The 19,265-nt window shown below is 72.7% G+C and carries 19 protein-coding genes; 9 read left to right on the forward strand and 10 right to left on the reverse strand.

Features of this window, described 5'->3' with window-relative positions:
• Positions 1-36: 36 nt before the first annotated feature.
• Both ACTMSW_RS06620 and dnaG read right to left on the reverse strand, forming a co-directional pair.
• Entirely contained in the window at positions 37-573 is a 537-nt protein-coding gene (locus tag ACTMSW_RS06620; protein ID WP_441179550.1) for a hypothetical protein, read from the reverse strand.
• 1 nt (position 574) lies between these two features.
• Complete coding sequence (gene dnaG / locus ACTMSW_RS06625; protein ID WP_441179552.1) at positions 575-2,470, reverse strand: DNA primase; 1,896 nt, start codon at positions 2,468-2,470, stop codon at positions 575-577.
• 225 nt (positions 2,471-2,695) lie between these two features.
• Here dnaG and ACTMSW_RS06630 point away from each other — a divergent pair, with 225 nt between their 5' ends.
• Positions 2,696-2,941 carry a hypothetical protein gene (locus ACTMSW_RS06630; protein WP_441179553.1) on the forward strand — a complete coding sequence of 82 codons (246 nt, stop codon included), beginning with the start codon at positions 2,696-2,698 and terminating at the stop codon, positions 2,939-2,941.
• Positions 2,942-2,943: 2 nt separating this feature from the next.
• Here ACTMSW_RS06630 and ACTMSW_RS06635 read toward each other — a convergent pair whose 3' ends face one another.
• The 3 genes from ACTMSW_RS06635 to ACTMSW_RS06645 are packed head-to-tail and all read right to left on the reverse strand — an operon-like array spanning position 2,944 to position 5,432.
• A complete protein-coding gene (locus tag ACTMSW_RS06635; RefSeq protein ID WP_441179554.1) occupies positions 2,944-3,780 on the reverse strand; it encodes a siderophore-interacting protein in 837 nt (278 codons plus the stop codon).
• A gap of 15 nt (positions 3,781-3,795) precedes the next feature.
• Positions 3,796-5,082: a deoxyguanosinetriphosphate triphosphohydrolase gene (locus ACTMSW_RS06640; RefSeq protein ID WP_441179555.1), complete on the reverse strand. Its 1,287-nt coding sequence runs from the start codon at positions 5,080-5,082 to the stop codon at positions 3,796-3,798.
• The gene (locus ACTMSW_RS06645) at positions 5,079-5,432 is read right to left on the reverse strand and encodes a VOC family protein (RefSeq protein WP_441179556.1); all 354 of its coding nucleotides are present in this window, start codon (positions 5,430-5,432) and stop codon (positions 5,079-5,081) included. The genes ACTMSW_RS06640 and ACTMSW_RS06645 overlap by 4 nt, the downstream gene beginning before the upstream one ends.
• Positions 5,433-5,640: 208 nt before the next feature.
• Between ACTMSW_RS06645 and ACTMSW_RS06650 the strand changes: the two genes are divergently transcribed.
• A complete protein-coding gene (locus ACTMSW_RS06650) occupies positions 5,641-6,129 on the forward strand; it encodes a roadblock/LC7 domain-containing protein (RefSeq protein ID WP_441179557.1) in 489 nt (162 codons plus the stop codon).
• A gap of 137 nt (positions 6,130-6,266) precedes the next feature.
• Here ACTMSW_RS06650 and ppdK read toward each other — a convergent pair whose 3' ends face one another.
• Positions 6,267-9,002, reverse strand: coding sequence for a pyruvate, phosphate dikinase (ppdK, locus tag ACTMSW_RS06655; RefSeq protein ID WP_441179558.1), 2,736 nt, complete (start codon positions 9,000-9,002; stop codon positions 6,267-6,269).
• Positions 9,003-9,282: 280 nt separating this feature from the next.
• On the opposite strand from ppdK, the gene ACTMSW_RS06660 reads away from it, so the two are divergent.
• On the forward strand, positions 9,283-11,058 hold the full coding sequence (locus tag ACTMSW_RS06660; RefSeq protein WP_441179684.1) for a family 20 glycosylhydrolase: 1,776 nt from the start codon (positions 9,283-9,285) through the stop codon (positions 11,056-11,058).
• Positions 11,059-11,094: 36 nt separating this feature from the next.
• On the opposite strand, the gene dusB is transcribed toward ACTMSW_RS06660, so the two are convergent.
• Positions 11,095-12,267 carry a tRNA dihydrouridine synthase DusB gene (gene dusB / locus ACTMSW_RS06665; protein ID WP_441179559.1) on the reverse strand — a complete coding sequence of 391 codons (1,173 nt, stop codon included), beginning with the start codon at positions 12,265-12,267 and terminating at the stop codon, positions 11,095-11,097.
• 179 nt (positions 12,268-12,446) lie between these two features.
• Between dusB and ACTMSW_RS06670 the strand changes: the two genes are divergently transcribed.
• A complete protein-coding gene (locus ACTMSW_RS06670; protein WP_441179561.1) occupies positions 12,447-13,412 on the forward strand; it encodes a type IV toxin-antitoxin system AbiEi family antitoxin domain-containing protein in 966 nt (321 codons plus the stop codon).
• A gap of 99 nt (positions 13,413-13,511) precedes the next feature.
• Here ACTMSW_RS06670 and ACTMSW_RS06675 read toward each other — a convergent pair whose 3' ends face one another.
• The 3 genes from ACTMSW_RS06675 to ACTMSW_RS06685 form a co-directional block, all read right to left on the reverse strand.
• On the reverse strand, positions 13,512-14,891 hold the full coding sequence (locus ACTMSW_RS06675; RefSeq protein ID WP_441179563.1) for a glycine--tRNA ligase: 1,380 nt from the start codon (positions 14,889-14,891) through the stop codon (positions 13,512-13,514).
• A gap of 115 nt (positions 14,892-15,006) precedes the next feature.
• Complete coding sequence (locus ACTMSW_RS06680; RefSeq protein WP_441179564.1) at positions 15,007-15,585, reverse strand: Rv0361 family membrane protein; 579 nt, start codon at positions 15,583-15,585, stop codon at positions 15,007-15,009.
• A 24-nt stretch (positions 15,586-15,609) separates the two neighbouring features.
• Positions 15,610-15,951, reverse strand: a complete 342-nt coding sequence (locus ACTMSW_RS06685) for an antibiotic biosynthesis monooxygenase family protein (RefSeq protein WP_441179566.1) — start codon at positions 15,949-15,951, stop codon at positions 15,610-15,612.
• Positions 15,952-15,978: 27 nt separating this feature from the next.
• On the opposite strand from ACTMSW_RS06685, the gene ACTMSW_RS06690 reads away from it, so the two are divergent.
• From ACTMSW_RS06690 to ACTMSW_RS06710, 5 genes are read left to right on the forward strand one after another with little or no spacing between them, the layout of a single operon-like run.
• Positions 15,979-16,236 carry a hypothetical protein gene (locus ACTMSW_RS06690; RefSeq protein ID WP_441179567.1) on the forward strand — a complete coding sequence of 86 codons (258 nt, stop codon included), beginning with the start codon at positions 15,979-15,981 and terminating at the stop codon, positions 16,234-16,236.
• A 54-nt stretch (positions 16,237-16,290) separates the two neighbouring features.
• On the forward strand, positions 16,291-17,247 hold the full coding sequence (locus tag ACTMSW_RS06695; RefSeq protein ID WP_441179568.1) for a metal ABC transporter substrate-binding protein: 957 nt from the start codon (positions 16,291-16,293) through the stop codon (positions 17,245-17,247).
• Positions 17,244-18,005: a metal ABC transporter ATP-binding protein gene (locus ACTMSW_RS06700; RefSeq protein ID WP_441179569.1), complete on the forward strand. Its 762-nt coding sequence runs from the start codon at positions 17,244-17,246 to the stop codon at positions 18,003-18,005. Before ACTMSW_RS06695 ends, ACTMSW_RS06700 begins: the two co-directional genes overlap by 4 nt.
• Before the next feature lie 2 nt (positions 18,006-18,007).
• Complete coding sequence (locus ACTMSW_RS06705; RefSeq protein ID WP_441179685.1) at positions 18,008-18,880, forward strand: metal ABC transporter permease; 873 nt, start codon at positions 18,008-18,010, stop codon at positions 18,878-18,880.
• 37 nt (positions 18,881-18,917) lie between these two features.
• Positions 18,918-19,232, forward strand: coding sequence for an ArsR/SmtB family transcription factor (locus ACTMSW_RS06710; RefSeq protein WP_441179571.1), 315 nt, complete (start codon positions 18,918-18,920; stop codon positions 19,230-19,232).
• Positions 19,233-19,265: the final 33 nt, after the last annotated feature.

A 19,265-nucleotide genomic window follows, 5' to 3' on the forward strand; every position in this document is an offset into this window, starting at 1 on the left:
GTGCTGCCCAGCCGTCACGGATTGAGGTCGGGCAGCTCAGGCGTCGCCCGGCGTCGTCGCGGTGCGGGCGGCGGCGACCAGGCGGTCGGTCTCCGCGAGAACCTCCGGGTCGTCGGCGGGTGTGCCCGGCTCGAAGCGCACCGTCCAGGTCAGGCCGTCCGTCCCGGGCACGCGCCGCGCGGCGATCCGTCCGGCGCCGCCGGGCACCGGGTGCTGCTGGGTGTACGCGACCGAGCGGGTGACCCGGGCGCGCACCTGATGCGGCAGCTCCCCGGGGTCGAGCAGGAGGTGGGTCTCGGCGGGGCTGTCGGCCACCACCAGGTAGCCGTCGCGTTCGGCGACCCGCTCGGCGGGGGTGACGGTCAGCTCCCGGCCGGACCAGACGGCCTTGTGCACGTCGTGCCACCCCAGGCGGTGGCCCCGCCCGGGCAGCCAGAGACCGAGGTTGGTGGCCACCACCACCCCGTCGCCCTCGCCGTTGCCGGCGGCGGCCCAGGCGAGCACCCGCTCGTCGGTCTCCAGCGGCGGACGAGCGGCGGGCGGCAGCTTCGGCTTCCGGCTGAACAGTCCCATCTCAGAGCCCTCCCGCGGCCTGCTCGCGCAACGCTCGGGCGTGCTGCTCCAGGGACAGCAGCTCACCGAAGGCGGCGAAGTACTCGTCCTTGTTGTTGACCGGGTTGATCCGCTGGATCCGGGACTTCAGGTCCTTGATCCGGCTGGTCACCGAACCAAACTGGACGCGCGCCATGGTGATCGACACGTACCGCGGGTCGGGCTCGCCGTCGATCCGCAGCGGTTCCACGGCCAGCTCCCCGACGAGCGCCCGGGCGGCGAGGTCGGCGCACGCGTCGCGGACCGACTCGATCCAGACCGCGCCGCCGGCCGCCGCCGCGGCCCCGCCCGCCGCGGCGATCGCCTCGCGAACCGCCACGTGGACGGGGTGGCGGTAGTCCGGGGCCTCGACCGCGTCGAACATCGGCCCGGCCAGCACCGGCTCCTGCAACGCGAGCTTCAGCGCCTCCCGCTCCACCATGGCCTGCGGGCTGTCCACCACCGGCTCGGGGCGGGCCGGGCGCGGCGCGGCCTCGCCCGCACGCCCGGACGGTGGGGCGTTGGCGGCGGCCAGCACCGCCCGCTGCACCGGCTCGATCTCCATGCCGAGGTCGCCGGCGAGCTTGCGGACGTACTCCGGGCGCTTCTCCCGGTCCTTGATCTTGGCCACCAGCGGGGCGGCCCGGCGCATCGCCTCCACCCGGCCGTCGACGGTGTCCAGGTCGTGGCGGCTGATGACGTGCCGCAGGGCGAAGTCGACCAGCGGCTCGCGGCGGGCGACCAGGTCGCGAACCGCCAGGTCGCCCTTGGCCAGGCGCAGGTCGCACGGGTCCATGTTGTCCGGGCTGACCGCGATGAAGGTACGCCCGACGAAGCGCTGGTCGTCGTCGAAGGCGCGCAGGGCGGCCTTCTGCCCGGCGGCGTCCCCGTCGAAGGTGAAGATGATCTCCCCGGCCACCGCGTCGGTGTCCATGAGCAGGCGGCGCAGCACCCCGATGTGGTCGGCGCCGAAGGCCGTGCCGCAGGTGGCCACGGCGGTGGGCACCCCGGCCAGGTGGCAGGCCATCACGTCGGTGTAGCCCTCGACGACGACGACCTTGCCCTGCTTGGCGATCTCCCGCTTGGCCTGGTCGATGCCGTAGAGGACGTGCGACTTCTTGTAGATCGGCGTCTCGGGGGTGTTCAGGTACTTCGGGCCGTCGTCGTCGTCGAAGAGCTTGCGGGCGCCGAAGCCGATCACGTCACCGGCGAGGTCGCGGATCGGCCAGAGCAGCCGGCGACGGAACCGGTCGATGAGACTGCCCGAGCGCGCCGCGCGGGACAGCCCGGCGGTGACCAGCTCGTCGTGGGTGAAGCCCTGTTGGCGCAGGTGCTTGGTCAGCAGGTCCCAGCCGTCCGGGGCGAACCCGCAGCCGTAGCGCTCGGCCGCGGCCCGGTCGAAGCCGCGCCGGGCCAGGAACTCCCGTGCCGGGCGGGCGCCGGCCGTGGTGAGCTGCGCCCGGTAGAACTCGACGGCGGCGGCGTGCGCGGCGACGAGCCGCTGCCGCTGCCCCTGCTGGGGGCGGGCGCGCGGCGTGGTGTGGTCGGACTCGACGTAGCGGAGCTGGATGCCGACGCGGGCGGCGAGCCGCTCGACCGAGTCGACGAAGCTGAGGTGCTCGGCGTCCATCAGGAACTTGATCGCGTCGCCGCCGACCCCGCAGCCGAAGCAGTAGAAGACGTTGCGGGCCGGCGAGACGTTGAACGACGGGCTCTTCTCGTCGTGGAACGGGCACAGCCCCTTGAGGTTGCCGCCGCCGGCCGACCGGAGGGTCACCGTGTCGGAGATGACCTCCGCGATCGAGGTGCGCTCACGGACCAGCGCGATGTCCTCGTCCCGGATCCGCCCCGCCATGGTCGCCACCCCCTCGGCGTACATCCTGCCCTGCCGGACCGACGTTCCGCCGCGGGGGGACGCCGCGTGTGGCGCCCACCGCTGCGCGCGGCGTCGGGGCTGCTCTTGCAGTCGGTCGCTACCCTCGTGCCGCCCGGGTCACGGACGGATAAGGCGACACCGGATGACCGACGAACCGGACGTACCGCTGACCATCGCCCTCGCCGAGTACGAGCACCTCCGCGAGACGAGCCAGGCGGTCCAGGACCCGTGCTGCTGCTCGGCATCGCGGTGTTCGCGCGTCAGGTGGAGCTCAACGACCGGGGCCGCCGGTACGCGGTCGCGGCCACCACCCTGCGCACGTACCTGACCCGGCGGGCGCCGGACCTGGCGCCGTACGTGCTGCTGCCCACGCTCGACGACTCCGGCCCGTTCGCGCCGGAGCCGTTCCGGCGGCACTGGTTCAGCGATCTGGTCGGCCGGGCGGTCGCCGACGTGGACGCCGCCCGGCTCTGACCTCAGGCCGGCAGGGCGGCGGTCTCCTCGGCCTCGACCTGCCGGTTCCAGTCCTGCTTCGTGGCGCGCCAGCCCTCGTCGTCCATGCCCCGCCGCCAGTACCCGGAAATGGAGAGCCGCTCGCGCGGCACGCCCCGCTCCACGCGCAGCAGCCGGCGCAGCTCCTTGACGAAGGTCGCCTCGCCGTGCACGAACGCGTGCACGTCACCGGCGGAGAAGTCCAGCTCGCCGACCGCCTCGACGAGGGCCTCGCCGACCGGGCGGGCGCCGCGGTGCAGCCAGGTCAGCCGTACCGCGCCGGGGCTGGGCAGGGGTTGCTCGTCGGCCGGTCCGTCGACCTCGATCAGCGCCACGGCCGGCGCGCCGGAGGGAAGCCGTTCCAGGGCGGCGGCGATGGCCGGCAGGGCGCTCTCGTCGCCGACCAGCAGGTGCCAGTCGGCGTCCGGGCTCGGGGCGTACGCGCCGCCGGGCCGGGTGAAGTGCACCTCGTCGCCGGGGCGCAGCGCGGCGGCCCAGGGGCCGGCCAGCCCCTCGTCGCCGTGGTGCACCACGTCGACGGTCATCTCGACGGCCAGCGGATCGAAGGCCCGCACGGTGTACGCGCGCAGCCGGGGCCAGTGCGCGGGCGGCAGGTCACGACGGATCGCCGCGAGGTCCATCGGGGCCGGGTAGTCGACCCCCGACACCGGGAAGACGATCTTGATGTAGTGGTCGGTGAACTCGCCGATCGGCAGGCCGACCAGCTCCGCACCACCCAGCACGAGCCGGATCACGTGCGGGGTGGGTCGCTCGGTGCGTACCACCCGGGCGGTCGTGATCTTCTTCGGGCGCTCCGTCATGCCGGTTAGGCTAACCTAACTTGCTGGCAAAGCCCATCGGCGGTCCCCCGCCCCGGGCGCCGCGGCCCCGACCAGGCGGGCGTGCCAGGCCACGGCGGCCGGGTCGGTGAGCGAGGCGACCTGGTCGATCACCACCCGCAGCCGGGCACCGTCGTCGGCCGCCTCCCGCCACAGCGGGGCGAAGACCTCGTCCAGTCCGACCGGCGCCCGGTCCGCCAGCACGCCGACCAGCCCGGCCAGGATCTCCCGCTGCCGCTCGTAGCGTCCACGGGCACCGGGGCGACGCATCACGTACCGCAGGGCGATGCCCTTGAGCAGGGCGCAGCGTGCCCGGATCTCCCGCGGCACCACCAGGTCGGCGGCGTACCGGCGGTGCGGGCCGGGACCGAAGTCCGCCTCGGTGGCGGCCACCACGTCGGTGACGAAGCGGCCGGTGAGCACGCTGGTGGTCGTCTTCAGCGCCGCCTGCGCCCGGTGGCTGCCGTCGTACCCGGCGAGCGGGGCGAGCACCGGGTCGGCGAGCAGGTCGAGCAGCACCGCGCCGAGGTCGGCCGGGGACTCGCCGGAGTAGGTCGCGGCCACGTCGGCGCAGAGGGCGGCCCGCTCGTCCGGGTCGGTGAGCAGCGGACCGAGCGAGACGTACCCGCCGTGGATGCCGTCCTCGACGTCGTGCACCGAGTACGCCACGTCGTCGGCCCAGTCCATCACCTGGGCCTCCAGGCAGCGCCGCCGGCCGGCGGGCGCGCCGGCCCGCAGCCAGGTGAAGACCGGCAGGTCGTCGGCGTACGCCCCGAACTTCCGCTCCCCCGGCCGGCGCGACCAGGGGTACTTGCTGACCGCGTCGAGCGACGCGCGGGTGAGGTTGAGCCCTGCCGAGGCGCCGTCCGGCGCGAGCACCTTGGCCTCCAGACGGGTGAGCACCCGGAGGGTCTGCGCGTTGCCCTCGAAGCCGCCGCAGGAGGCGGCGAGGGTGTCCAGCGCGTCCTCGCCGTTGTGTCCGAACGGTGGGTGGCCCAGGTCGTGGGCGAGCCCGGCGGTGTCCACCAGATCCGGGTCACAGCCCAGCCGGGCACCCATCTCCCGGGCGATCTGCGCGACCTCCAGCGAGTGGGTCAGCCGCGTACGCAGGAAGTCGTCGGTGCCGGCGGTGTGCACCTGGGTCTTGGCGGCGAGCCGCCGGAACGCGGCGGAGTGCAGCACCCGGGCCCGGTCCCGCTCGTACGGCGAGCGGCCGTGGCCGGTGTCCTTCGGCGGCTCGGCGGCCCACCGGTCGACGTCCGGGTCAGCGGGCCGGAGGGTCAATCCCCACGCTGCCGAAGGACGCAGAACTCGTTGCCCTCGGGGTCGGCGAGCACCGTCCATCCCACATCGCCCTGGCCGATGTCGACGTGCCGGGCGCCCATGTCCACCAGCCGCTCGACCTCAGCCTCCTGATTGTCGGGGCGCAGGTCGAGGTGGAGCCGGTTCTTGCCCTGCTTGCCGGCGGCCACCGGCACGAAGACGAGGCCGGGCAGGCGGTCGGCGGCCGGACGGATCTCGACCTCGTCCGGCTTCTCGGAGACCACCTTGTAGCCGAGCGCCTCGGCCCACCAGTGGGCCAGTCGGGCCGGGTCTTGGGCGTCCACCGTCAGGCTCTCCCAGGCGCTGCTCATGCCGTCAGGTTACGCCCGACGGGTGTGACCGGCGCGCCGGCGGCGCGCCGGAAGACGGTGGTCCGGGCAACTGACAACCCTCCGTTCAGTCGGGAGTTGTCGCCCGATCGCCGAGGGTTACGGGCTCGCGGGCCGACATGGGCGCCCGGTAACGTTCCCAGCGCGCATCGTCACCAACCTGGGAAGCCCGACCGGAGAGGGATCGCTCGTGGACGTGGACACCATGGTGGGAACGGAGCTGCGCAGGCTGCGCCGACGCCGCCCGGAGGTTACCGGGAGCGTGCTGGCCGGCACCGACGGCCTGCTCATCTCCAGCGACCTGCCGGCGACCGACGCCACACACCTGGCCGCCCTGGCGGCGGCCAGCTTCGGGCTGGGCCACCGGGTGGCCGACACCGTCCGGCGGGGCGCCTTCCGGGAGTCGGTGGTCCGCACCGACGCCGGGGCCGTGGTGACCTATCCGGCCGGCCGGAACGCCCTGCTGACCCTGGTCGCCACCCCGGAGGCCGACCTCGAGGTGCTGCACGCCGACGCCCGTGCCGTGGCGTCCCGCGCCGGCTCCGCACTCGACCGGAGCACCGCACGGGTCGGGGCGACCCCGGTGCCGCAGGCCCACGCCACCCTGGCGGTCCGCACGCCGATGGCGGGCCTCCCCCGCCGGGCGCCGCACCACACCTGGCGTCGCCCCCCGGTCTGAGCCCGCCACGGCACGACAGCGCCGACGGCACGAGCCGACCGACCGGGCATCGTCCCGGGGCCCCGCGACCGCCGGCACGACCGCGGCGGCGGACCCGCTCCCCCGGGCCCGCCGCCGCCTGTCGTACCCCGCAGTCCTCAGCGGCTGTCGGAGCCGCCCGTCTCCACCACCGCACGACCGGCCTCCAGCCGCGCGACGGGCACCCGGAACGGCGAGCAGGAGACGTAGTCCAGGCCCACCTCGTGGAAGAAGTGCACCGACTCCGGGTCACCGCCGTGCTCGCCGCACACGCCGATCTTCAGCCCCGGCCGGGCCGCCCGGCCCTCCTCGGTGGCGATCCGGACCAGCCGGCCGACGCCCTCGCGGTCGATCGACTCGAACGGTGAGATGCCGAAGATGCCCAGCTCCAGGTAGCGCCAGAAGAACGCACCCTCGACGTCGTCGCGGGAGAAGCCCCAGCCCATCTGGGTGAGGTCGTTGGTGCCGAAGGAGAAGAACTCCGCCGCCTCGGCGATCTGGCCGGCGGTCAGCGCGGCCCGGGGTACCTCGATCATGGTGCCGATCAGCACGTCGACCGGCTGCTCCCGGGTCACCTCGGCGATGATCTTCTCCGCCTCGGCGCGTACCGTCTCCAGCTCCTGCACGGCCCCGACCAGCGGGACCATGATCTCCGGGCAGGACCGTACGCCCTGCTTCGCGCACTCCACCGCGGCCTCGGCGATCGCGCGGACCTGCATGGCGAACAGGCCCGGGATGACCAGCCCGAGACGGACGCCGCGCAGCCCGAGCATGGGGTTCTGCTCGTGCATCCGCCGGACGGCGGAGAGCAGCGCCTCCTCCTTGGCGACGTCCTCGCCGCGCTCCTGGGCGACGGCGACGTTCACCGCCAGTTGCTCCAGCGGCGGCAGGAACTCGTGCAGCGGCGGGTCGATCAGCCGGACGGTGACCGGCAGGCCGTCCATCTCCCGGAAGATCTCGACGAAGTCGGCGCGCTGCAACGGCAGCAGCGCGGCGAGCGCGTCCTCCCGCTCCTTCCCGTCGCGGGCCAGGATCAGCCGCTCCACCAGCTCCTTGCGGTCGCCGAGGAACATGTGCTCGGTGCGGCACAGACCGATGCCCTCGGCGCCGAAGCGCCGGGCCCGGGCCGCGTCCGCGCCGGTGTCGGCGTTGGTCCGTACCCGCAGGCGCCGCTTGCCGTCGGCGTGCGACATGATCCGGTGTACGGCCCGGACCAGCGCGTTGTCCACGTGCGCCGGGTCGAGGCTGCCCTCGAAGTACTGCACCACCTCCGACGGCATGACCGGCACCTCGCCGAGGAACACCTTGCCGGTGGTGCCGTCGATGGAGACGACGTCGCCCTCGGAGACGGTCTGCCCGCCGACGACGAACGTCCGCCCCGGGATGTCGATGTCCAGCTCGTCGGCGCCGGACACGCAGGTCTTGCCCATGCCGCGGGCCACCACGGCGGCGTGGCTGGTCTTGCCGCCGCGCGAGGTGAGGATGCCCTGCGCGGCGATCATGCCGTTCAGGTCGTCGGGGTTCGTCTCCCGGCGGACCAGGATCACCGACTCGCCCTCGGCGGCCAGCTCCACCGCCCGCGCCGAGGTGAAGACCACCTTGCCGACCGCCGCGCCGGGCGAGGCGCCGATGCCCTTGGCGACCGGTTGGAACTCGTGGTCGAGCTTGAACCGGGGGAACATCAGCTGGGCGAGCTGGGCGCCGTTGACCCGGTGCAGCGCCTCGTCCAGGTCGATCAGCCCCTCGTCGACGAGCTGGCCGGCGATGACGAACGCGGCGGCGGCGGTACGCTTCCCGACCCGGGTCTGGAGCATCCACAGCTTGCCGCGCTCGATGGTGAACTCGATGTCGCAGAGGTCCTTGTAGTGCTCCTCCAGCCGGGCCATGATGCCGAGCAGTTCGTCGTAGGACTTCTTGTCCAGCTGCTCCAGCTCCTGCAACGGCACGGTGTTGCGGATGCCGGCGACGACGTCCTCGCCCTGGGCGTTGGCCAGGTAGTCGCCGTAGATGCCCTGGGCGCCGCTGGCGGGGTCCCGGGTGAAGGCCACGCCGGTGCCGGAGTCCGGACCGAGGTTGCCGAAGACCATCGCCACCACGTTGACAGCGGTGCCGAGGTCGGCCGGGATGCGCTCCTGCCGGCGGTAGAGCACGGCGCGGTCGGCGTTCCACGACTCGAAGACGGCCTTGATGGCGAGGTCGAGCTGCTCGCGCGGCTCCTGCGGGAACTCCCGGCCGGTGTGCTTGCTGAAGATCTTCTTGTACGCGTCGACCAGACCCCGCAGGTCGTCCGCGTCGAGATCCAGGTCGTTCGTGACGCCCTTGGCGCGCTTGGCGTCGTCGAGCGCGTGCTCGAACTCCTCGCCGGGGACCTCGCAGACCGTCTTGCCGAACATCTGGATCAGGCGACGGTAGGAGTCCCACGCGAAGCGGTCTGCGCCGCCGGAGGCGGCCGAGTCCGCTCTGCCGCCCGCCTGTCGTGCGAGTCCTTCGACGCTGCGGTCGTTGAGGCCGACGTTGAGGACGGTCTCCATCATGCCGGGCATGGAGAACTTCGCACCGGAGCGGACGGAGACCAGCAGTGGGTCGTCGGGGTCGCCGAGGCGTTTGCCCATCGCGCTCTCCAGGGTGGCGAGCCGGGCGGAGATCTGGTCGCCGAGCCCGGCCGGCTCCTCACCTGTGCTGAGGTACGCCTTGCAGGCCTCGGTGGTGATGGTGAAACCGGGCGGAACCGGCAGGCCGAGATTGGTCATCTCGGCCAGGTTGGCCCCCTTGCCGCCGAGCAGGTCCTTCTGGTCCTTGTTGCCCTCGGAGAAGTCGTAGACGTACTTGTGTTCCACCGCTTGTTGCGCTGCCACCGTCCGCCTCCCACGCGCGCCGGAAATTGACACTTAACGAAGGTTCAGTTCGCACATACCCCGGGACCAACCTCCGGTAATCCCGGGTGGTCGGCGTTCGGTGGGCGAAGGTTAAGCGAACATCGCGCAGCTTGGAATGCTCGGTGACAATCGGCACAACCGTCACCACTGTCCGCGTCCGTACCGGTTTTTGGGAACGCTTCCACGCGCACGATCACGCAATCCGGTTTCCCCTCGTACTCTTGACGGCACTGGTTTCGACGAACCTGACTTTTGCCATATCCCGCGCGAATACACCCCCGGAGTCGTCGCCGTGCCCACCACCCCCGCCGCCCGCCCGACCGGCCCCGACCCGCTCGGCCCCGCACCTCTCTCCGCCACCGGAGCGACCGCGGCCGACCTGGCGCGGACCGCGCTCCAGCAAGCGGGCGAGCTGCTCGCCCCGCCCGCGCCGGTCCGGCTGGGTGACGTGGTGCCCGCCCCGGAACACGTCGCCCCGGACGCGACGGCCGACTTCGTCCTGTCCGAGGACGCGGCGGTACGGGTCGGCCCCGACCCGGGTGCCCGAGCGGTCGCCGCCCAGCTCGCCGCCCTGCTGCGTCCCGCGACCGGCTACCCGCTGCCGGTCGCCGAGACCGCCGAGACCGCGTCGGACGGCCCGCTGGTGCTCACCCTCTCCGGCGCACCCGCCGTCGACTCCCCGTCGCCGGCCCCCGAGCCGACCGGCTCCCTCGGCGACGAGGGCTACCGGCTCGACGTCACCCGCACCGCCGTACGCCTCACCGCCGTCACCCCGGCCGGACTGCTGCACGGCGTGCAGACCCTCCGCCAACTGTTTCCGGCGGCCGTCGAGAGCCCGACCCCGGTCGCCGAGCGGTGGGTCGTCCCCGGCGGCACGATCGTCGACCGGCCCCGGTACGCGTACCGGGGCGCGATGCTCGACGTCGCCCGGCACTTCTTCGGCGTCCCCGACGTCCTGCGGGTGATCGACCACCTGGCCCGGTACAAGGTCAACCACCTGCACCTGCACCTCACCGACGACCAGGGTTGGCGGATCGCCGTCGACTCCTGGCCCCGGCTGGCAACCGTCGGCGGTGCGACCGGGGTGGGTGGCGGACCGGGCGGGCACTACAGCCGGGACGACTACCGCCGGATCGTCGCGTACGCCGCCGCCCGGCACGTCACGGTGGTGCCGGAGATCGACCTGCCCGGGCACACCAACGCGGCGCTGACCGCGTACGGGGAACTGGCGCCGGACGGGATCACGCCTGCGCCGTACACCGGCACCGAGGTCGGCTTCAGCTACGTCGACCCGGCGAGCGAGCGGACGTACGACTTCGTCGCGGACGTGCTCGGCGAGATCGCCGCGCTGACCCCCGGCCCGTTCCTGCACATCGGCGGGGACGAGGCGTTCAAGGTGCCCGCCGCCGCGTACGCCGGTTTCGTCGAGCGGGTCCAGCGGATCGTGTCCGGCCTGGGGAAGACCCTGGTCGGCTGGCACCAGATCGCCCCGGCGGCCCACGCGCCGGGACGGGTCCTCCAGTGGTGGGGCACGACGGGCGACGACCCGGTGACCGCCGACGCGGTACGCCGGGGCGCGCGGCTCGTCCTCTCCCCCGGCAACCATGCCTACCTCGACATGAAGTACGCCCCGGACACCCCGATCGGACACGACTGGGCGGGTCTGGTCGACGTGCACCGGGCGTACGACTGGGACCCGGGCACGCACCTGGCCGACGTGCCGGCGGAAGCCGTCCTCGGCGTGGAGGCACCGCTCTGGACCGAGTCGGTGACCTCCCGCGCCGAGATCGAGTTCATGCTGTTCCCCCGCCTGCCGGCCATCGCCGAGCTGGGCTGGTCACCCCACGCCACGCACGACTGGGCCGATTTCCGGGAGCGGCTGGCCGGGCACGGCACCCGGTGGGACACGGCGGGCATCGTCTTCCACCGCTCCCCCGAGATCCCCTGGCCGACCGCCTCCACCGCGCCGACCGGCATACCCACGCCACGCCTCACCGCCGAGGGCAGAAAGGAAGGGCCCCCTGTTAACGCCTGAGGTTGTAGAAGGGCCCCTTCCTAACATCTGGTCGGGTCAGCCGCCGGAGTCGTCCAGCTCGGCACCCTCGGGAACCGTGTCGTCGTCGCGGCTGGCCAGCCAGCCCTCCGGCAGGAACACCTTGCCGGGCGAGTTGGTCCGGCCGCGCGGCTGACCCAGCGTCTCCACCGGGAACGGAACCGCCGGGTCGAGCTTGCCGAGCAGGTCGTCGAGCTGGGCGAGACTCTCGATCATGGCGAGCGACCGGCGCAGCTCGCTGCCGACCGGAAAGCCCTTGAGGTACCAGGCGACGTGCTTGCGGAAGTCGGTGCAGCCGTCCCGCTCACCCCGGGCCGGGTTCCGGGCGCCCGCGGTGAACTGGTCGACGAGCAGCTCGGCGTGCCGGCGCATGGTCGCCGCGACCTCGCCGAGGTCGGGCAGCCGCCGCTCGGGGCGCCCGTCGAACGCGGCCTCCAGGTCCGCGAACAGCCACGGGCGGCCCAGGCAGCCCCGGCCGATCACCACCCCGTCCACGCCGGTGTGCGCCACCATCCGCAGGGCGTCGTCGGCCTCCCAGATGTCGCCGTTGCCGAGCACCGGCACGTCCAGCGCCTGCTTCAGGGTGGCGATCGCGTCCCAGTCGGCGGTGCCCGAGTAGCGCTGGGCGGCCGTACGCCCGTGCAGGGCCACCGCCGCGACGCCGGCGTCCTGGGCGGCGAGGCCCGCCTCGACGTACGTCAGATGGTCGTCGTCGATGCCCTTGCGCATCTTGACGGTGATCGGCACCTCGGCCGGTGACGCGGCGTCCACCGCGGCCTTCACCAGCCGGGCGAAGAGCCGCCGCCGCCACGGGAGCGCCGAGCCGCCACCCCTGCGGGTGACCTTCGGCACCGGGCAGCCGAAGTTGAGGTCGATGTGGTCGGCGAGGTCCTTCTCGACCACGATCCGCACGGCGGCGGCGGTGACCTCCGGGTCGGTGCCGTAGAGCTGGAGGCTGCGCGGCTGCTCGTCGTCACCGAAGGCGATCATGCGCAGCGTCTTCGGGTTCCGCTCGACCAGCGCCACCGTGGTGATCATCTCGCACACGTAGATGCCGCCGCCCTGTTCACGGCAGAGCTGGCGGAACCCGACATTGGTGATCCCGGCCATCGGCGCCAGCACGACCGGCGGCGACACCACATGCCGCCCGAGGGTCAACGGGCGCAGCACGGGAGCAGTCGTCGCAGTCACCGCCCAAGTGTAAGGAAGGGCCCCCGCTTAACGCCTCGTGCAGAGGAAGGGCCCCCTGTTAACACGGCGCATATCACATCCGACGTGCCCGGCGGGGGTTCTCCACAGCGGCGGTGGCCGTCCACAGGCCGGGCGGGCAGGGGGGACACGACACCGGTCGAGGACCGATGCTGCGGCGCATGCGTGAACGACCGCCCGAGTTCGCCGACACGGCGGAACGGCAGCAGCAGATCATGACCCGCGCCCAGCTCCTGGCCGCCGGCCTCGACGACATGTACCTGTACCGGCAGACCCGGCGGGGCCTCTGGCAGCGGGTGCTGCCGGCGACGTACGCGCTGGTGACCGGCACCCTCACCGACGAGCAGCGGCGGATCTCCGCCGCGCTCTACACCGGGCCGGACGCGCAGGTCACCGGTCTGGCCGCGTTGACCTGGTACGGCTTCCGGCAGAGCCCGCGCACCGAGGACGTACACCTGATCGTGCCGCACCACGCGCGGCGCGCGTCCGCCGGTCATGCGATGGTCGCGCGGGCCCTGGCCCTTGATCCCCGGGCCCGGCGGACGTCGCTGTACGCGGTGTGCTCGCCCGCGCGGGCCGTCGTGGACGCGGCCCGCGGTCTGCGCCAGCTTCGTCCGGTACGGGCGATGGTCGGGGAGGCCGTGCAGCGCGGCTTCACCGACCTGGCCACCCTCGACGAGGAGATCCGGCGGGCCCGGCGGAGCCGGACGGCGTTGATCCGGAAGGCGTTCGCGGAGGTGGCCGCCGGCACGCGGTCGGCGCCCGAGGCGGAGCTGCGGGAGTGCCTCGGTGACAGCGGCGTGCTGCCGGAGATCCTGTGGAACCCTCGCCTGCGGACCGGCGAGGGCGGGGTCCTCCCGACGCCGGACGGTTACCTGGCCGACGCGGCGGTGGCGCTCGAGGTCGACTCGCAGGAGTACCACTTCAGCCCCGCCGACTGGGCCCGGACGCTGGACCGGCACAACGAGCTGAGTCGGCACGGCATCCTGGTCCTGCACTTCACGCCGGCCCAGCTGCGACGCGATCCGGTACGGATCCGCCGGATGGTCGAGGACGCGTACGCGTCCCGGCCGGGTGCCGGCGCCACCACCGGGGTACGGGTCGAGTCGGTAGCGGCACCGTCGTAGTCGGCGCCCGGCCGGGTCGGCGTCGGCGCAGCCGGTGCCGGCGTTAAGAAGGGGCCCCTCCTCTACCTGAGGCGTTAAGAAGGGGCCCTTCCTTACACCTCAGCAGCCGGGGAGGCGCTCGATGAGGTAGCGCTCCACCTGGTCCAGGGAGACGCGCTCCTGGCCCATCGTGTCCCGGTTCCGGACGGTCACGGCGTTGTCGTCCAGCGTGTCGAAGTCGACCGTGACGCAGAACGGGGTGCCGATCTCGTCCTGCCGGCGGTAGCGACGGCCGATGGCCTGCGAGTCGTCGAACTCCACCACCCAGCGCTTGCGCAGCTGCGCCGCGAGGTCCTTCGCCTTCGGCGACAGCGCCTCGTTGCGGGACAGCGGCAGCACCGCCACCTTGACCGGGGCGAGCCGCGGGTCGAAGCGCATGACGGTGCGCTCCTCCATCTTGCCCTTGGTGGTCGGCGCCTCGTCCACGTCGTACGCCTCGAGCAGGAAGGCCAGCACCGCGCGGGTGAGACCGGCGGCCGGCTCGATCACGTACGGCGTCCAGCGCTCGTTCTTGGTCTGGTCGAAGTACGACAGGTCCACACCGGAGTGCTTGCTGTGCGTGGACAGGTCGAAGTCGGTGCGGTTGGCGATGCCCTCCAGTTCCGCGAACTCGGAGCCGCCGAACTGGAAGCGGTACTCGATGTCGACGGTGCGCTTCGAGTAGTGGGAGAGCTTCTCCTTGGGGTGCTCGTAGAAGCGCATGTTCTCCTCGGAGAGCCCGAGGTCGAGGTACCAGTTCCAGCGCTCCTGGAGCCAGTACTCGTGCCACTGCTCGTCCGTGCCCGGCTCGACGAAGAACTCCATCTCCATCTGCTCGAACTCGCGGGTGCGGAAGATGAAGTTGCCCGGGGTGATCTCGTTGCGGAACGACTTGCCGGTCTGCGCGATGCCGAACGGCGGCTTCTTGCGCGCGGCGGTCGCCACGTTGTTGTAGTTCACGAAGATGCCCTGGGCGGTCTCCGGGCGCAGGTAGTGCAGGCCCTCCTCGCTCTCCACCGGGCCGAGGTGGGTCTTCATCAGGCCGTTGAACATCTTCGGCTCGGTGAAGGTGCCCTTGTTGCCGCAGTTCGGGCAGTTCAGCTCGGACAGCGAGGTGAGCGGCTTGCCGTGCTTGGCCTCGTACGCCTCTTCGAGGTGGTCGGCCCGGAACCGCTTGTGGCACGACTGGCACTCGGTGAGCGGGTCCACGAACTCGGCGATGTGGCCGGAGGCCTCCCAGACCTTGCGGGCCAGGATGACCGCGGAGTCCAGGCCGACGACGTCCTCGCGCTGCTGGACCATCGTCTTCCACCACTGACGCCGGACGTTCTCCTTGAGCTCCACGCCGAGCGGACCGTAGTCCCACGCCGACCGGGTGCCTCCGTAGATCTCGCTGGAGGGGAAGACGAAGCCTCGGCGCTTGGCGAGGCTGACGATGGCGTCGATACGGTCGGCTGGCATGTTTCCTCCTACGCCGGCTGGCGGCCGGCGGGGACACAGTGGGATGGAACGAACAGTTCGGGACAACGGTACGACCAGCGGCGCCCCGAGCCCAGCAGAATACCGGGGGGCGTGGTCAGTTGATCGCACAGACCTCCATGGCACCGGTCTGCCGGTCCTGCTCCAGGGTCACCTGCTGACGGTCGCGGTCCCCACCGGTGTAGGTCACGTCGACCGGGACGGTGAGCGAGGTGGTGTCCACCTCACCCACGCGGTAGTCGGCCACCTGCGGCTCGTCGCCGACGCGGCGCTCGAAGTCCCGCCGGGACTCGCGCTGCTGCGCGGACTCGCAGAGCTGCTCGTACGCGGCGCCGTACTTCCGCTCCACCAGGGCCTGGTAGTAGTCCTGGGAGGCGCGCCGGCCCTGCTCCTCGACCGCCTGCACGCCGGTGACGGCGAGCCCGACCACGGCCGCCCCGCCGCCACCGCAGCAGAGCAGGAGGGCGAGCGCACCGGCGCCCAGCCCCAGCCAGAGCCGGGTGTTGCGGCCCTCGGTGGGCGGTGCCGCGAACGGCGGCGCGACGCCGGGGCCGGCCGGGGGGACGGGAACGGCCGGGCCCGTCGGTGGACCGGTCACGACCGGGGGTTGCGCGCCGCCGTCCTGGCCGGGCAGCGAGGGGTACGGCGAGGGGGCCGCCGGTCCGGGAGCGCTCATGAGAGCAGGGTAGTGCCCCGGGACTCATCGGTAAGGGGCAGAGGCCCGATCGCTCGGAGCCACGACGACGTCCCCGCCGGGGGCGGCGCTGGCCAACGCCTCGTACGCGGACGGCTCGTCGACCGACTCGGCGAGCAGTGGGACGGCGGTGACCTTGACGTCGAAGCCGCCCAGGGCCCGGCGGTAGGTGCCGACGGACTCCCACTCGGTGACGAGGCACCAGTGGCGGGGGTCGTCGAGGGCCCGTACCAGTTGGCCGCGCAGGTACCCGGGTCGGGCCGCGAGGGCGGCGAGGGCGGCGTACGCCCGCGCGGTGAAGTTCTCGGCGACATCGACGTCGACCACGAACCGGTTGGTCACCAGCACCGGGTTCCTCCTCGTAGAGTCTGTGGGATGCAGCGTACGCAGAGCCCGATCGCGGCCCGGCTGGCCCGGGCGAACCCGACGACGGTGTTCCTGGTCACCCTGGTGCTGGTGCTCGTCGCGTTCTTCACACCGGGCGTGGTCGGTGGCCTGCTCACCCTTCTGCTGGCGGCGGGGCTGGCCGCGCTGCTGACGACCACCTGGACGGTCCAGACGCCCGGGACGCGGGTGATCCGGCTGGTGATGCTGACCCTGCTGGTGGCGGCGGGACTGGCGAAGGTGCTCTGACATGCAAGCATGCGTTTTTGACAATCATTGTCGTTCGCGCGGACAGTTGACGACATGAACAACCGCACCGCACCGCGCGCCCTGGCCGCCGCCGCGACCGCCCTGCTCGCCCTGGGCGGCGTCACCGCCTGCTCCGACGGCAAGGCCGCCGGCGCCGACCCGCAGCGGGTCGACGTGGTGGCCGCCTTCTACCCGCTCCAGTTCCTGGCCGAGCGGATCGGCGGCGACGCGGTGACGGTCAGCAACCTGGTCAAGCCGGGCGCCGAGCCGCACGACGTGGAGCTCAACCCGGGCCAGGTCGGCGCCGTCGCGGAGGCGGAGCTGGTGGTCTACCTCGCCGGCTTCCAACCACAGGTCGACGAGGCCGTCGAGCAGAACGCCAAGGACCGCGCCTTCGACGTCGCCACCGTGCAGCCGCTGCGCGACGCCGCGGCCGACGCCCACCATCACGAGGGCGAGAGCGAAGAGCCCGCGCACGAGGAGGAGGCCGGCGGTAAGGACCCGCACCTCTGGCTGGACCCGACGCGCCTGGCCACCGTCGGCGACAGGTTCGCCGAGCGACTGGGCAAGGCCGACCCGGACCGGGCCGCCGAGTACACGACCCGGGCGAAGGAGCTCCGTACGGAGCTGGAGAAGCTGGACGGCGAGTTCAGCGCCGGGCTGAAGACCTGCCAGCGCCGCGAGATCGTGGTCAGCCACACCGCCTTCGGGTACCTGACCGAGCGCTACCAGCTGGAGCAGATCGGCATCACCGGCCTCAGCCCGGAGAACGAGCCGTCGCCGCAGCGCCTGGCCGAGGTCGCCGAGGAGGCCAAGGAGCACAAGGCCACCACCATCTTCTTCGAGACGCTGGTCAGCCCGAAGGTCGCCGAGACCATCGCCGGCCAGGTGGGTGCGAAGACCGCCGTGCTGGATCCGATCGAAGGGCTGTCGACCGACAACGGCGGCGACTACCTTTCGGTGATGCGTACCAACCTGGCGAGCCTGAGGACGGCGTTGAGCTGCTCGTGACATCCCCTGTCATCACCGTCACGCACGGGGTGGTCGGCTACGACGGCCGCCCCGTGCTGCGTGACGTCTCCCTGACGGTGGCCACCGGCGAGGTGGTCGCCCTGCTCGGTGCCAACGGCTCCGGGAAGTCCACGCTCATCCGTGCCGTCCTCGGGCTGGTGCCGCTCAGCTCCGGGTCGGTCACCCTCTTCGACCGTCCGTTGCGGCGGTTCCGCGAGTGGCACCGCATCGGGTACGTCCCGCAGCGGCTGGGCGCCGGCAGCGGCGTACCGGCCACCGTCCGCGAGGTGGTGGCCTCCGGCCGGCTCGCCCGACGGGGCGTCCTGCGCCCGGCCGGCGCCGCCGACCGCGACGCCGTCGACGCGGCGCTGCGCGCCGTGGGCCTGGCCGACCGTGACCGCGACCCGGTCGCCACCCTCTCCGGGGGGCAGCAGCAGCGCACCCTGATCGCCCGCGCGCTGGCCGGCCGGCCGGAGCTGCTGGTGCTCGACGAGCCGACCGCCGGGGTGGACGCGGAGAGCCAGGAGGCGTTCGCCGGCGCGCTGCGCGACTTCGTCGGCGGCGGGGGCACGGTCCTGCTGGTGGCCCACGAGCTGGGCCCGCTGCGACCGCTGATCAGTCGCGCGATCGTCGTGCACGCCGGCGGGATCGTCCACGACGGCGCGGTGCCCGAGCCCGCCGGCCACCACGCCGAGCCCGACCACGACCACGTGCACCCGCACGGCCCCGACGAGCCCGCCGGGCTGTGGAGCAGCTGACCATGGAACTCTTCCAGTACCCCTACATGCAGCGTGCCCTGATCGCGGCGCTGGTCATCGGCCTGGCGGCCCCGGCCCTCGGCATCTACCTGGTGCAGCGGAGGCTGGCGCTGATCGGGGACGGGATCGGCCACGTCGCGCTGACCGGTGTCGGCGCCGGCCTGCTGCTCAAGCAGTCACCGGTGCTGGTGGCGGTGATCGTGGCGAGTCTCGGCGCGATCACCATCGAGCTGGTCCGCGCCCGCGGACGCACCTCCGGTGACCTGGCGCTCGCGTTGCTGTTCTACGGCGGTATCGCCGGGGGCGTCATGCTGGTCGGGCTCTCCGACAGCACCAGCGCCAACCTGACCGCGTACCTGTTCGGGTCGCTGGTCACCATCCGCACCGCCGACCTGGTCACGATCGTGGTGCTCGGCGTGGTGATCCTGGTGACCATGCTGGCGCTGCGTCCGGCGCTCTTCGCGGTCTGCCACGACGAGGAGTACGCGCGGGTCTCCGGCCTGCCGGTGCGGACGCTCAACCTGCTGCTCGCGGTCGCCACGGCGGTCACCGTCACCATCGCCATGCAGGCGGTCGGCGTACTGCTCATCAGCGCCCTGATGGTGGTGCCGGTGGCGGCCTCCCAGCAGGTGACCCGGGGCTTCCGCAGCACCATGACCGCCGCGATGACGCTGGGTCTGTTCGCCGCCGCCTCCGGCGTCTGGGTCGCCGCCACCGCCGACACCGCCCCGGGCGCGTCGGTGGTGCTGATGGCGATCGCCTCCTTCGGGGTCGTCGCGATCGCCGCGGCGGTCTGGCGGGCGCTGCGTCGCCGGGCCGTCCCGGCCGCCGCGCCGGCCGCCGAGCCGCACGAGGTCGTCCTGCACCGATCCTGATCAGCGCACTGCCCACAGCATTGGTTACCGTTACAGAGTGAGCAGCGGGTCAGGGTACGACGCGTTCGAGGGCGCCAGCGAATTGCTGCGTGCGCTCTCGGCACCGATCCGGCTGGCCATCGTCAGCGAGCTGGCCGACGGCGAGCGCTGCGTCCACGAGCTGGTCGACAAGCTGGGGGCACCGCAGCCGCTGGTCTCCCAGCACCTGCGGGTGCTGCGCGGCGCCGGCGTGGTGCGCGGTTCCCGGCGCGGCCGGGAGATCGCGTACGCCCTGGTCGACGAGCACGTCGCGCACATCGTGTCCGACGCCGTCGACCACTCCCGAGAAGGCTCCCCCGGCATCGCGGTGTAAGGAAGGGCCCCTTCTTAACGCCTCGCGTTGTAC

The organism is Micromonospora sp. BQ11, from assembly GCF_052068135.1.
Taxonomy (GTDB): Bacteria; Actinomycetota; Actinomycetes; order Mycobacteriales; family Micromonosporaceae; genus Micromonospora.